The organism is Escherichia sp. KTE96, assembly GCF_000408525.1.
GTDB lineage: Bacteria > Pseudomonadota > Gammaproteobacteria > Enterobacterales > Enterobacteriaceae > Escherichia > Escherichia marmotae.
In genome coordinates this window covers 947,580-960,309 of the sequence record NZ_KE137149.1, presented here as the reverse complement: position 1 = coordinate 960,309, position 12,730 = coordinate 947,580, and the positions used below count along the sequence as shown (strand labels likewise).

Annotated in this window: 11 protein-coding genes; 4 read left to right on the top strand and 7 right to left on the bottom strand. The window is 52.2% G+C overall.

Features of this window, described 5'->3' with window-relative positions; genetic code table 11:
• Positions 1 to 11: 11 nt before the first annotated feature.
• The 5 genes from A1WG_RS09800 to ytfQ all read right to left on the bottom strand — a co-directional run bounded on the left by A1WG_RS09800 (position 12) and on the right by ytfQ (position 5,175).
• Positions 12 to 527, bottom strand: coding sequence for a DUF2569 domain-containing protein (locus tag A1WG_RS09800; protein ID WP_001517652.1), 516 nt, complete (start codon positions 525 to 527; stop codon positions 12 to 14).
• A gap of 26 nt (positions 528 to 553) precedes the next feature.
• Positions 554 to 1,558 (bottom strand): galactofuranose ABC transporter, permease protein YjfF, encoded by a 1,005-nt coding sequence (yjfF, locus tag A1WG_RS09805; RefSeq protein ID WP_000596001.1) that lies wholly within the window; start codon positions 1,556 to 1,558, stop codon positions 554 to 556.
• The gene (ytfT, locus tag A1WG_RS09810; protein ID WP_001468307.1) at positions 1,545 to 2,567 is read right to left on the bottom strand and encodes a galactofuranose ABC transporter, ATP-binding protein YtfT; all 1,023 of its coding nucleotides are present in this window, start codon (positions 2,565 to 2,567) and stop codon (positions 1,545 to 1,547) included. Before ytfT ends, yjfF begins: the two co-directional genes overlap by 14 nt.
• A 13-nt stretch (positions 2,568 to 2,580) precedes the next feature.
• A complete protein-coding gene (gene ytfR / locus A1WG_RS09815; RefSeq protein ID WP_001517651.1) occupies positions 2,581 to 4,083 on the bottom strand; it encodes a galactofuranose ABC transporter, ATP-binding protein YtfR in 1,503 nt (500 codons plus the stop codon).
• Between the two features lie 135 nt (positions 4,084 to 4,218).
• A complete protein-coding gene (gene ytfQ / locus A1WG_RS09820; protein ID WP_000265933.1) occupies positions 4,219 to 5,175 on the bottom strand; it encodes a galactofuranose ABC transporter substrate-binding protein YtfQ in 957 nt (318 codons plus the stop codon).
• A gap of 308 nt (positions 5,176 to 5,483) precedes the next feature.
• Here ytfQ and ppa point away from each other — a divergent pair, with 308 nt between their 5' ends.
• The 4 genes from ppa (at position 5,484) to licT (ending at position 10,663) form a co-directional block, all read left to right on the top strand.
• Positions 5,484 to 6,014 carry an inorganic diphosphatase gene (ppa, locus tag A1WG_RS09825; protein ID WP_000055070.1) on the top strand — a complete coding sequence of 177 codons (531 nt, stop codon included), beginning with the start codon at positions 5,484 to 5,486 and terminating at the stop codon, positions 6,012 to 6,014.
• Between the two features lie 511 nt (positions 6,015 to 6,525).
• Positions 6,526 to 8,406, top strand: coding sequence for a beta-glucoside-specific PTS transporter subunit IIABC (locus A1WG_RS09830; protein ID WP_001108705.1), 1,881 nt, complete (start codon positions 6,526 to 6,528; stop codon positions 8,404 to 8,406).
• Positions 8,403 to 9,827: a glycoside hydrolase family 1 protein gene (locus tag A1WG_RS09835; protein WP_000640262.1), complete on the top strand. Its 1,425-nt coding sequence runs from the start codon at positions 8,403 to 8,405 to the stop codon at positions 9,825 to 9,827. Before A1WG_RS09830 ends, A1WG_RS09835 begins: the two co-directional genes overlap by 4 nt.
• The gene (gene licT / locus A1WG_RS09840) at positions 9,824 to 10,663 is read left to right on the top strand and encodes a BglG family transcription antiterminator LicT (RefSeq protein ID WP_000636962.1); all 840 of its coding nucleotides are present in this window, start codon (positions 9,824 to 9,826) and stop codon (positions 10,661 to 10,663) included. The genes A1WG_RS09835 and licT overlap by 4 nt, the downstream gene beginning before the upstream one ends.
• A 285-nt stretch (positions 10,664 to 10,948) precedes the next feature.
• Here licT and A1WG_RS09845 read toward each other — a convergent pair whose 3' ends face one another.
• The gene (locus A1WG_RS09845; RefSeq protein WP_001515900.1) at positions 10,949 to 12,277 is read right to left on the bottom strand and encodes an IS4-like element IS4 family transposase; all 1,329 of its coding nucleotides are present in this window, start codon (positions 12,275 to 12,277) and stop codon (positions 10,949 to 10,951) included.
• A 106-nt stretch (positions 12,278 to 12,383) separates the two neighbouring features.
• A complete protein-coding gene (locus tag A1WG_RS09850; RefSeq protein ID WP_001219159.1) occupies positions 12,384 to 12,728 on the bottom strand; it encodes a gamma-glutamylcyclotransferase family protein in 345 nt (114 codons plus the stop codon).
• Positions 12,729 to 12,730: the final 2 nt, after the last annotated feature.

Genomic DNA, 12,730 nt, shown 5'->3' with positions numbered 1-12,730 from the left:
GTTTTTGCGTTTTAATTAACAAAAGTTAATTTGACGCGTTTAGAGACACGGAAATAGGGAACCCAGATAGCCAGATGAATGATATTTTTCAGCACACCCCATGCGTCTGAAAGATCAATTGTGGTATGAAGAAATTGTACTGCTCCCCAGGTATCAGCAACATTCAATGCGAAGAGCGCCAGAAGAAGGGCAATATAGTAGTGAGGAAGTTGGCGTTTCTTATTAAAAAACAAAAAAGTAGTATAACTCACCAACAGAAATATCGTGGCACATCCGACCACTTCCAGATAAAGCAGAGTTCTGAGCGGTTCTTCCTGACTACTCTGAGCAAGCCCCCATGTTCGTACAAAAGAATAAATGCTCGAAATAATCACCAGCACTAAAGAAATAGCAGGTAAATACAGCCAACCTCCAATCCCCGTAAGCTTTTTATCAGCACAACCTTTACAATAATCGTCAGGTGGTAAAACAGCTACTCCACAACTTTTGCATGTTGTACTTAAATCCTCGCCTTCCTTTGCCCACATAAAAATATCCTTGTATATCAGTAAATTTACTCTTTTATTGTATTTTCCGGACTCACTCTTATTACTGGCGAACTCTGACGGTTCTCCCACAGCACCGTTAACCCACGCTGTAATGCAATGAAAATAAACAGCAAAATGCCGATGGCGATTTTCGTCCACCATGAACTCATCGTGCCGTCAAAGTTTATGTAAGTCTGAATGAGTCCCTGAATCGCTACGCCAAAAAGCGTTCCTAATACTGTCCCAACACCGCCGCTTAAAAGTGTACCGCCAATCACCACGGAGGCGATAGCGTCCAGTTCCACACCTACGCCTGCCAGCGCGTATCCGGCCTGGGTGTAAATAGAGAAGACAATCCCCGCCAGTGTCGCCAGTCCGGTGGAGAGCATATAAATGCGAATAGTGGTGCTGCGAGTAGAAATTCCCATCAGGTTTGCCGAAGTCGCGTTGCCACCAATGGCATATACCTGATTACCAAAACGGGTACGATGTGCGAGGAAAATACCAATAACCACCACCGCAAGCATCAGCAGCCCCATCGCGCTTAAGCGACCACCGCCGGGGATTTTCCACGCCAGGCTTGAGAGCGTTTCATAAATGGGATGGTTAATCGGGATCGACTCTTCCGAAACGAGATAGCTGACGCCGCGCAAAAAGAACATTCCTGCCAGGGTAATGATGAATGCCGGGATCTTCAGCGCGTCGATCAGAAGCCCCATAAATGCGCCGAAGGCACAGCCCATCACCAGTACCAGCGGGAAGGCCAATAGTGGCGAAAAGCCGAAGTCACCAATCACCTTTGCCAGAAACACGCCGGTAAAAGCGATCACCGAACCGACAGAAAGATCGATCCCACCGGAGAGGATCACAAAGGTCATGCCGACAGCGATGATCCCCAGAAAAGCGTTATCAGTCAGGATATTGCAGATCACCCGCGTGGAGGCAAAACCGGGAAACTGCGTCAGACAGTAGAGATAGCCCAACACAAAGACGCCGATGGTGATCATCAGTGGCAAGTTACGTTTTATCACGGCTACGCACTCCTTTAATCAGACTGATAAAGCGTTGCGACTGAACAATCAGCACGCAAAGCACCACCACCGCTTTCACCACCTGATTCATCTCCGGCGGAAAGCCCGAGAGCAAAATCCCGGTATTCATTCCCTGAATAATCAGCGCCCCCACCACCGAGAGCAGCAGGTTAAAGCGCCCGCCCATCAGTGATCCACCGCCGATCACCACCGCAAGAATGGCGTCCAGTTCCAGCCATAATCCAGCATTATTGGCGTCGGCACCGCGAATATCCGCCGCCACGATAATGCCCGCAATCGCCGCACACAGCCCGCTCAACACATAGGTGAGCATGACGATGATCCGCGTGTTCACTCCGGCATTTTTCGCTGCCCGAATGTTGATGCCAACAGCTTCAATAAACATCCCCAGCGCCGTTTTGCGAGCCAGCAACCAAAACAGAAGAAGTGTCAGCACTGCAATAATGACCGGCGTTGGCAGGAACAACAGCGATCCGCTGCCGAACCAGGAGAGATCCGGCGAGTTGAAAGTAACGATCTGTCCGGAGGTGATCAGTTGCGCCACGCCGCGCCCGGCAACCATCAGGATCAGAGTGGCGACAAACGGTTGAATTTTGAGGATCGCCACCAGAATGCCATTCCACAATCCAGCCAGAATGCCGGTGCCTAACGCACTGAGTAGCACAATCGGCACGCTATACCCCGCTACCGTCATCGCGGCCGTTGTGGCTCCGGCAATAGCCATCACCGCGCCTACGGAAAGATCGATGCCGCCAGTGGCGATCACCAGCGTCATGCCGATCGCCAGCAGCGCAACGGGAGCCGCGCGGTTAAGGATATCGATGGGACTCCCGAACAGACGCCCATCCTGAAGCACCACCTGCCAGAAATGCGGGGCGACCAGGCTATCGACCAGCAGCACCAGCAACAGCGCTGCCAGTTGCGGCATTCCCGTCGGCCAGCGAAAACGCCTTTTCGACGACGCGGTGTCAGGGAGAGATTGAGGCATCACACTGTTCTCCTTACGCCGCAATGGCGTTCATGATCGCCGGAACGGAAAGCTCTGCCAGCGGGATCTCTGCCACTTGTTTACGATCACGCATAATGATCACCCGATCGGCATAGCCCACCAGTTCTTCCAGTTCCGAGGAGATCACCAGCAGTGCCAGACCATCGGCGCACAGCGTTTCAATCAGGCGGATGATCTCGGCGTGGGCACCAACGTCAATACCGCGCGTTGGCTCGTCGAGAATTAGAAATTGCGGACGAGTCAGCAGCCAGCGTGAAAGCAACACTTTTTGTTGATTACCGCCAGAGAGGAACTCTATCGGCTGTTCCATAGAAGGGGTGCGAATACCGAGCTGGCGGATAAATCGTTCTGCTATTTCCTGCTGTTCTTTGCGTGAAATCGGTCGCAGCCAGCCGCGCTGGGCTTGTAAGGCAAGGATGATATTTTCCCGTACCGAAGCGGCAGCAATAATGCCATCGGTTTTCCGGTCTTCCGGACAGAAACCAATACCCAGTACCGATGCATGATGCGGCGATCGCAGGGTTTGCGGTTTACCTTTGATCAACGCTGTGCCGCTGTCGGCGGGTTTGATACCGAAGATCACTTCCGCAGTTTCTGTACGTCCTGATCCCAGCAAACCTGCCAACCCGACGATCTCGCCGGGACGAATTTCCAGATCAAACGGCGCGATCGTCCCTTTCTTGCCGTAATTGTTAAACTCGGCAACAGGTTTGTCGCTCAACAATGTTCGCCCGGCACGCTGTAGCGCATGAGTGTCGAGTTCACGCCCCAGCATCATTTTCACCAGTTCGATCTGCGGAAGCTCGCGGGTTTCCCGACAGCCAACAAAGCTGCCGTTGCGTAAGACGGTGATCCGATCACTGACCTGGTATACCTGATCGAGAAAGTGAGTGACGAAGATCAGGCTGACGCCGCGATCTCGAAGCTGGCGCATCAGGCCAAACAGTAGTTCCACTTCCTGGGTGTCGAGGCTGGCGGTGGGTTCATCAAGGATCAGCACTTTGGCGGAGAGATCGATGGCCCGGCAAATGGCGACGATTTGCTGCATTGCCACCGAAAAACGGTTGAGCGGTTCGCGCACGTCGAGGGAGAAACCGTAGGATGCCATTAACCCGGTTGCGCGCTTTTCCATCTCTTTGCGCCGTAGCAAGCCGAAACGTTTGGGCTCACGGCCGATAAAGAGATTGTCGGCAACCGACATATTGGGTAACAGGTTGACTTCCTGGTAGACGGTGCCGATGCCAAGCTGTTGTGCATGGGCTGTGTTTTTCGGTGAGATGGCCTGGCCTTCCAGCCAGATTGTGCCGCGATCGGCATGGTAAACGCCGGTTAATGCTTTAATCAGCGTCGATTTTCCTGCCCCGTTTTCACCAAGCAGTGCCATAATTTCACCACGACGCAAGCTGAAGTCAACGTTATCTAACGCTTTGACGCCGGGGAAGAATTTGCTTAATCCTTCGGTACGGAGGATTTCCTGGTGTTGGTCGGTAGTCATAGCTCTCCCAGTGTAAAGCGGGCTCCTGGTAGGCCTGATAAGACGCACCAGCGTCGCATCAGGCATCTGCGCACAAATGCCGGATGCGGCGTGAACGCCTTATCCGACCTACCAGTCGGCATCGGTTTGTAGGCCTCAATACCCCATATTTTTCTTCTTCTCTAACTCTTCTTTTGCGGTATCAGGCAGATAAAGGGTGGACTTAGTCAGCGTCAGCTTTTCAGGCATGGTGCCGTCTTTCTTGTATTTCTCCAGCGCGTCGAAAGCTGGGCCTGCCATGTTTGGCGTCAGTTCAACACTGGCATTCGCTTCACCATCAATCATCGCTTTGTAGATATCCGGCACGCCGTCGATAGAGCCTGTCAGAATATCTTTGCCCGGCTTCAGACCCGCTTCTTTAATCGCCTGAATCGCGCCTATTACCATGTCGTCGTTATGGGCGTAAACCATGCAGATATTTTTGCCGTTGTTTTCCGCTTTGATAAAGCTCTCCATAACTTCTTTGCCTTTACTACGGGTGAAATCACCGGATTGCGAGCGGATAATTTTGATATTTGGCGCATTCTTAATAGCTTCGGCAAAACCTTTCTTACGGTCGATGGCAACGCTCGCCCCAACGGTGCCTTGTAACTCAACCACGTTACACGGTTTACCGTTGACCTCTTTCACCAGCCAGTCACCAATCAACTTGCCTTCCAGAATGTTGTCAGCAGTAACGGTCGTCATATAGAGAGATTTGTCTTTCACATCGATGGAACGGTCGAGCAAAAAGACCGGAATTTCGGCATCTTTCGCCTCTTTTAATACTGGTTCCCAGCCCGTCGCCACCACCGGAGCGATAAAGATCGCATCCACACCTTGTGCGACGAAGGAACGTACCGCTTTAATCTGGTTTTCCTGCTTTTGCTGACCATCGGCAATTTTTAGCGTGATACCGCGCTTTTCTGCCTCACTTTTCGCCACATTGGTTTCTGCGGCACGCCAGCCGGACTCCGATCCGACCTGCGAAAATCCTACGGTTAAGGGAGCGGCCAATGCCATAGACGACATGGCTGCTGAGACCGCAGAGACTACAAGTAAGCGTTTCCACATAGGGTTGTCCTCGTCGGGGTGATTATTATTGTTTAAAAGATGTTCGCGAAAAAACTATAGACAATCGGTCATGTAACAGATTGCGTTACTTCACACTTCAAAAAAGTAAATACATCGTTAATCACAAGTTTGTAATCGCTTTCATCTCGCTATGAAAAATGCGGCTACGGTTATGGATTTTCCTGCTCTGTAAACCGTCTTAAAGCTGGCGAAAAAGGAAAAAGAGGACGAAAACAAGCGAAGACATTCGGCGCGAGTTGGCTATAATACTCGGCACTTGTTTGCCACATATTTTAAAGGAAACAGACATGAGCTTACTCAACGTCCCTGCGGGTAAAGATCTGCCGGAAGACATCTACGTTGTTATTGAGATCCCGGCTAACGCAGATCCGATCAAATACGAAATCGACAAAGAAAGCGGCGCACTGTTCGTTGACCGCTTCATGTCCACCGCAATGTTCTATCCATGCAACTACGGTTACATCAACCACACTCTGTCTCTGGATGGTGATCCGGTTGACGTACTGGTCCCGACTCCGTACCCGCTGCAGCCGGGTTCTGTGATCCGTTGCCGTCCGGTTGGCGTTCTGAAAATGACCGACGAAGCCGGTGAAGATGCAAAACTGATTGCGGTTCCGCACAGCAAGCTGAGCAAAGAATACGATCACATCAAAGACGTTAACGATCTGCCGGAACTGCTGAAAGCGCAGATCGCTCACTTCTTCGAGCACTACAAAGACCTCGAAAAAGGCAAGTGGGTGAAAGTTGAAGGTTGGGAAAACGCTGAAGCCGCTAAAGCTGAAATCGTTGCTTCCTTCGAGCGCGCAAAGAATAAATAAGTTCTTGTATACTCTAAATAATTCAAGTTGCAGGAAGGCGACAAGCGAGTGAATTCCCGGGCACCTACATAAGTAAGTGACTGGGGTGAGCGAACGCAGACACAGTACATGCAACTTGCAGCATGACGAGTATATCGTAATAACCCTGAACACCGGGCTTCGGTTAGTAAGGGTTTTTATTTTATATTGACACCTGTTTTGTCTTGCAAAAAACAACCGAACCCGGTGTTGGTAAGGCACAAAGCCCTTCTTATCACATGATATGGTAGACACGTGTTTGGGTAAAACATAGAGGTTCACCTGAAACCGTCATAATTTCATTCAATGCAGATCACGTTTTTTCTCTATACCGATTGAAAGACAACAACATCACTTAGATAATCTGTCGAAATAACCCATTTCTATGATGGCGTGCTACTGCGAAAGCAGGCAAGACCAAAATAGAAATGCTCTCCCGCCAAGGGGAGCATTTCTATTTTGGTCTTTTTTTTGCCTCAACCCAGGGAACACTATGAACTATAACGAAACAGCAGACAAAATCCTCCACTCGGTGGGTGGTGCGGAGAATATCCGAATGCTCACCCACTGCGCGACCCGCTTGCGCATGGAGTTTAACGATCGCGCAAAGGTTAACGATACGCAGATTGGCGCTATCCCCGGCGTGATAAGCGTGGTGGAGAAAGGCGGTCAGTTCCAGATTGTTATCGGCAATGAGGTGCAGCAGGTTTATCGCCTGCTCAATAAGGCGCTGCCGGAGAAGAAAGGCCCCTCAAGCGGTGGCAAAAACGCCAAACCCACCGGTATCATCGCACGCATTATCAGCGTGATTTCGACCACCTTCACCCCAGTGATCCCGGCCATTACCGGCGCCGGGATGATCAAGGCACTGCTGGCTATCCTCAAACTAACGGGCGTGATTAGCGAAACCAGTTCAACCTATCAGCTACTCAACATTATTGCCGACGCGGCCTTCTTCTTCCTGCCAGTGCTGCTGGCCTACGGGGCATCGCTGAAATTTGAATGTAACCCGATTCTGGCGATGACCCTCGCGGGCGTACTGCTGCATCCGGGCATCGGCCAGATGCTGGCAGCGGGGAAAGCGGTTGATTTTGTCGGTATCAACGTCCTGCTTTCCGATTACGCCGGGTCAGTGCTGCCGATTATTCTGACGGTCTGGCTGATGTCGTGGGTGGAGCGCTTCGCGGAGAAGGTTTCGCCGTCGATCATTAAGTTCTTTGTTAAGCCGATGCTGATCCTGTTGATCACCGCGCCACTGGCGCTGGTGCTCGTCGGCCCTGCGGGTATTTTGCTTAACGATCTGGTGGCGGCTGGCGCGGGCGCTATTGATCGCCACGCCAGTTGGTTAATTCCGATGCTGATGGGCGCTCTGCAACCCTTCCTGATTATTACCGGCACCGCCTGGGCGATGACGCCAATCGCTACCGGTCAGTTGAGTAAAAACGGTTTTGAGATGATCAACGGGCCGGGAATGCTGGCGTCAAACGTGGCAATGGGCGCGGCGACGCTGTGCGTGGCGCTGAAAACCAAAAATAACAACCTGCGCCAGTTGGCCTCATCATCGGGCTTTACCGCGCTGCTGGGGATCACCGAACCGGCACTGTACGGGGTATTACTCAAGTTCCGCCGGGTACTGATTGCCGCGATGATCGGTGGCGGCTGCGCCGGGATTTATGCTGGTGTGAGCGGTCTGGTGCGCTATGCGTTTGTCTCCCCAGGACTTGCGGCGCTGCCGGCGTTTATCGGTGAAAACCCGATGAATATCGTCCATGCGCTAGTGACCTGTGCGATTTCTATCGTAGTAACCTTTGCCCTGACCTGGTTTATCGCCTTTAAAGATACGCCTGAAGAGCAAGAAGAGGTCAGCGAGGCTCCGCAGCCTGTCGTTAGCCCGAAAATTGAGGGTGAGATTGAAGTACTCAGCCCGCTGCGCGGTCAGGTGATGGCGCTGAACGAAGTGAATGATGATGTCTTTTCCGGTGGCCTGCTGGGAGAAGGCGTGGCGATCCAACCACAGGAAGGGGTTCTGCGTGCGCCGTTTAACGGTACTGTAATGATGTTTCTACCTTCCTGCCACGCCGTTGGTTTACAAAGTGAAAGCGGACTTGAGCTGCTGATCCATATCGGTATCGATACCGTTAATCTTAACGGCCAGCACTTTAGCTCATCGCTGAAAGTAGGCGACAAGGTGGAGGTCGGACAGGAGCTAATCCGCTTTGATATCCCCGCCATCGAACAGGCCGGGTATGACCTGATTACCCCGGTGATTGTGGTCAATGGCGACGAGCAGCACTCCCTGCGCCTTACCACCGCCGCGCAGGTCGATTACGGCGAACAACTGATGGTGCAATCCGCTAAGGAGGTGCAGGTATGATTTATCAAAAGAAAACGCAGTTCCCGGACGGTTTTCTGTGGGGCGCGTCCACTTCGGCCTATCAGGTTGAGGGCGCGTGGAATGAAGACGGTAAAGGACCGTCGGTAGTCGACATGCTCAGCCATCCGCCGGGAACGGCTGACTTCCGCATTGCCAGCGATCACTATCATCGCGTGGAGGAAGACGTAGCGCTGATGGCGCAGATGGGGCTGAAGGCCTACCGCTTTTCGGTGGCCTGGTCGCGGGTGATACCTGACGGTGATGGCCCGGTGAATCCGGACGGGTTAGCCTTTTATCACCGCCTGATCGACGCCCTGACACGCCACGGAATAACCCCCATCGTCACGTTGTATCATTTCGACTTGCCCTGGGCTCTGGAGTTGAAAGGCGGCTGGCTGAACCGCAAAACCGGGGAGGCGTTTGTTCGTTACGCCCGTCTGCTGTTCAGCGAGTTTGCCGATAAAGTCCCGCTATGGCTGACGATTAACGAACAGAACACCATGATCCTGCATCCCGGCGCGATTGGCGTACCCGCCAATCGTGAACTGCCGGATAAGAAGGCGCTGTACCAGCAGAATCATCATATGATGCTGGCTCAGGCGCAGATCTTCGCCCTGTGCCACCGCGAATTCCCTGGGCTGCGCATCGGCCCGGCGATAAACACCACTTCGATGTACGCCGAAAGTTGCAAACCGGAAGACGCTATTGCCGCGCATAACTGGGAAACGCTGCGCTGCTGGAGTTTTTTAGATGTAGCGGTACATGGTCGCTACAACGCCCTGGCGTGGGCGTATTTGCAGGATCGCGGCCTCGCGCCGGAAATGCAGCCAGAAGATGCGCTGATTTTGCAGCAGGGGCGGCCGGATTTTATCGCCATTAACTACTACTCAACCGCGACGATTGCTGCCAGCCGGGGCGATGGTGCCGATGTTGCCCCCCGCGCGGGCGATCAACAAATTATGCTGGGCGAAGAGGGCGTTTATCGGCCAGCGGAAAATCCGTGGGTCGGCAAAACGCCTTACGGCTGGGTCGTTGATCCGGTGGGATTGCGCCTGACGCTGCGTAAAGTGTGCGAGCGCTACGGCCTGCCGATTCTGATCAGCGAAAACGGTATGGGCGCACCGGATAAGCTGGAGCATGATGGGACGGTGAATGACGATTACCGTATCGCTTTCCTTGAAGCGCACATTGAGCAAATGCGTCTGGCAATTGCTGACGGCGTCGAGCTGATGGGCTATTGCCCATGGGCAGCAATTGATGTGGTAAGCACTCACCAGGGATACGCTAAGCGCTACGGTTTTATTTATGTCGATCGCGGCGAGGATGATCTGAAGAGTTTGCAAAGGATCCGCAAACGCAGTTTCTGGTGGTATAAGGATGTCATCGCGCAAAACGGTAACCACAACGAGTCTCAGAGATGATTGTTCAGAAGGTGCTCAATAATAGCCTGGTGCTCTCCCTTGATGACGATAACAGGGAAGTTATCGTCATGGGGAAAGGTATTGGCTTCAACAGCAGACCCGGGGACGAGATCGCCCCGGAGCAGATAGAGAAGCTATTTGTAACCCAGACGCTTGACGAACGCAGCGGCTATCTTGAGGCACTTTCCGCTATACCGGATGAAGTCATCGAAATGGCTGCGATGATTATTTCCCGTGCCAACATGCAGCTTTCGAGCAAAGTTCGTGAGCAGATTTTCTTTACCCTTGCCGATCACCTGGCTTTTGCCATCGAGCGCAGCCGCAAAGGGATCACCATTCAAAACCGCCTACTACCGGAGGTCAGGCGGTTTTATCCACAACAGTTCCACATCGCCAGCGAGGCTGTAACCATTATTCGCCAGCAGTACGGTATTGAACTACCGGAAGAGGAAGCCGGGAATATCGCTTTTCATCTTGTGAATGGTCAGAGCGAAGGCGACGACGTAGCGCAAACCATGCAGTCAGTGAAAATGTTGAAGGATATTTTTAATCTCGTGCAGTACCACTTTAAGCAGGAGATCGACACTGAATCGATTAATTACTCACGTTTTCTTATCCATATGCAGTTTTTCCTTCAGCGTTTACAGGAGGGAGAACTGGATAGCTCGCGGGACAGTTTCCTGCTAGTGCAAGTGATTAAAGAGTATCCAGAAGCCTGGCAGTGTACGCTACTGATCCGCGATTATATCAAGGTTCAACTCGGTATCACCCTCAGAGGTAACGAACTGCTATGGCTCACAGTCCATCTGGTGAGGATAACTGGACTTGATGCATAAACAGGATGCCTCTAATCGTTTAAATTGACGTATAACATTTGCTTTTGAGAACGCATCTTGCCTGTTCAGAGCCGCTTGCTGGAAATAAGCCGCTCCTGCTCATTCTCACCATTTAAATTGCGAGATGTTTTACCCCTGCGCATTAATGAACACCAGCAGCGTTTTTTATGCGTTAACAGATATAGAAAGCGACTCGGAAGGAAAAGAAACAGGCGGGAAAGTTACAAAACAGAATGCGTGTCGTCTCGCAAAAACAACGCCACCCAGACGGGTAATGCCAGTCAGTTAAGCAACTGACTGGCTCTTTTTCGGGGCTGTGGGGTATTTCCAGGGCCTATCCTTTACCACTCTCGGGAAGGCCCTTTCCCTTCTTGTCGGTAATTTCACAAGTTGTCCCATACTTGCAAGATCGCGCATCAGCTCCGGTATACGTCCCGGTGAAGCGCCCTGCAATGTCATCAGCATTCTCATCACCATTCCGCATGATTCTGAGAAACTCAGTTGATTCGGCCAGTAACCTTTCAGATGTTCTGCCATTTTAATCATCTGATATCTCACCAGATTATAAGCCAGTAAGACACCCCACAGCTCTTGCTCCACAAGCTCCGGCTTTTTACTTCTCAGCGTCAGCCTGCTCAGTTGCATCGTCTGTTTTATCTCCCTGTATCCCAGTTCGATTTCCCAGCGATGACTGTACAGCTCCGCCATTTCTCCTCCGGGGAAGCGCATGGCGTCCGTCATCGACGTCAGCAGATGGCAGACTTTTCCTTTGCGCGTCACGGTCAGCAGGCGGGCTGTCATCTCATTTCCCAGTCCCGGCCACTTTTTTCGTGCCTGCGGGCTGGTTTTCAGCTTCACCAGATGATCGCCTTTACCCAGTTTTCTGATCTCTTCATATTGCGCTCCCTTTCTGAGAGGGATCATCCAGTGGCGGTGTTCTCCCGCCAGGCTCCAGGCATTTAACAGTCCCAGTGAGTAATAACCTTTATCCATTAACGTCAGGGTGTTATCGCCGGTTTGTTCTATAAGTTGCTCAGCAAGCTCATTTTCGCTGTTCTTCATCGTGCCGAAAGCTGCAGCCGTCAGCAGATGGCTGGTCAGTTCCATCTGGCAGACCATTTTGACCTGCGGGTAGAGCGCCGGGTTCCCGGCATGTGTCTGGCGGGGGAAGGCTGCATCGTTCTCTGGTGTATCCGGTGTGCGCCAGAACACACCATCGATGGCCAGCAGGGTCAGGCCGCACCAGTGCGGATGCGGCGTGGCGTTATGCCAGAGCTGCGCTGTTTTCGTGAACACGCGGCGGACAGCCTCACTTCCCAGGCGCTGGCGGGCCTGAATAACGGCACTGGGGGCAACGAAGGGGCGATTGCCCGGTAGCATGATGTCCAGGCGATTCACAATCTGGTGAAGAGGTTCTTTACGCTCAAGCGCCATGCCAACAATACACCAGACCATCATTTCGAGGGGAAGACGGCGCTTGCGTAGCGTTACAGTACCTGATTCAGCAAGGCAACGAGAGATGAGTTCGGGGTCGAGGTAATCCCCCAGAGAAGTCAGTGGGTTACGCAGAGAATCGTAACGGGATACCAGATCAAGGGCCTGTCCAATGTGCATAAAAAAATCCGGAAACGAGTGAGCGTTTCCGGATTTTTACACAGCCACTGGATCGGTCAACTGATCCTTAACTGATCGGCATTACACCCGAAGGTGGCGTGTTTAATTATGGCTTATCCCTGTCTAACCAGTCGCCGCTTGCAATCAGCTTTAATCCATCGACGGGTCGTTGATATACGTACATCCATGCACTCCCGTACGGCGTCTGAATCAACTGGCGCGCGTATTCACCGCCCCTGGTGCGCAAGGCATCAAGTTCGGCCAGCGTGGCGTTGTCAATACGATAAACTTCACCGTGTACCGTTCCGTTCCCCGGAACTGCGCCTGGATAGTGGCCCAGGCTATACAACTGGTAGTTATCGATACTGAAATCGCCCAGCAACTGGGCATTGGTCATCCAGTGGCTGTTGCCTTGTTTGTGGCGTAAACTGCCGTAGACAAATATTCGCATAG

Coding starts and splice junctions, on each gene's coding strand:
- ytfT (WP_001468307.1), bottom strand. CDS start 2,567: ATGCCTCAATCTCTCCCTGACACCGCGTCGTCGAAAAGGCGTTTTCGC.
- A1WG_RS09850 (WP_001219159.1), bottom strand. CDS start 12,728: ATGCGAATATTTGTCTACGGCAGTTTACGCCACAAACAAGGCAACAGC.
- A1WG_RS09835 (WP_000640262.1), top strand. CDS start 8,403: ATGATTTATCAAAAGAAAACGCAGTTCCCGGACGGTTTTCTGTGGGGC.
- ppa (WP_000055070.1), top strand. CDS start 5,484: ATGAGCTTACTCAACGTCCCTGCGGGTAAAGATCTGCCGGAAGACATC.
- ytfR (WP_001517651.1), bottom strand. CDS start 4,083: ATGACTACCGACCAACACCAGGAAATCCTCCGTACCGAAGGATTAAGC.
- ytfQ (WP_000265933.1), bottom strand. CDS start 5,175: ATGTGGAAACGCTTACTTGTAGTCTCTGCGGTCTCAGCAGCCATGTCG.
- A1WG_RS09800 (WP_001517652.1), bottom strand. CDS start 527: ATGTGGGCAAAGGAAGGCGAGGATTTAAGTACAACATGCAAAAGTTGT.
- A1WG_RS09830 (WP_001108705.1), top strand. CDS start 6,526: ATGAACTATAACGAAACAGCAGACAAAATCCTCCACTCGGTGGGTGGT.
- A1WG_RS09845 (WP_001515900.1), bottom strand. CDS start 12,277: ATGCACATTGGACAGGCCCTTGATCTGGTATCCCGTTACGATTCTCTG.
- licT (WP_000636962.1), top strand. CDS start 9,824: ATGATTGTTCAGAAGGTGCTCAATAATAGCCTGGTGCTCTCCCTTGAT.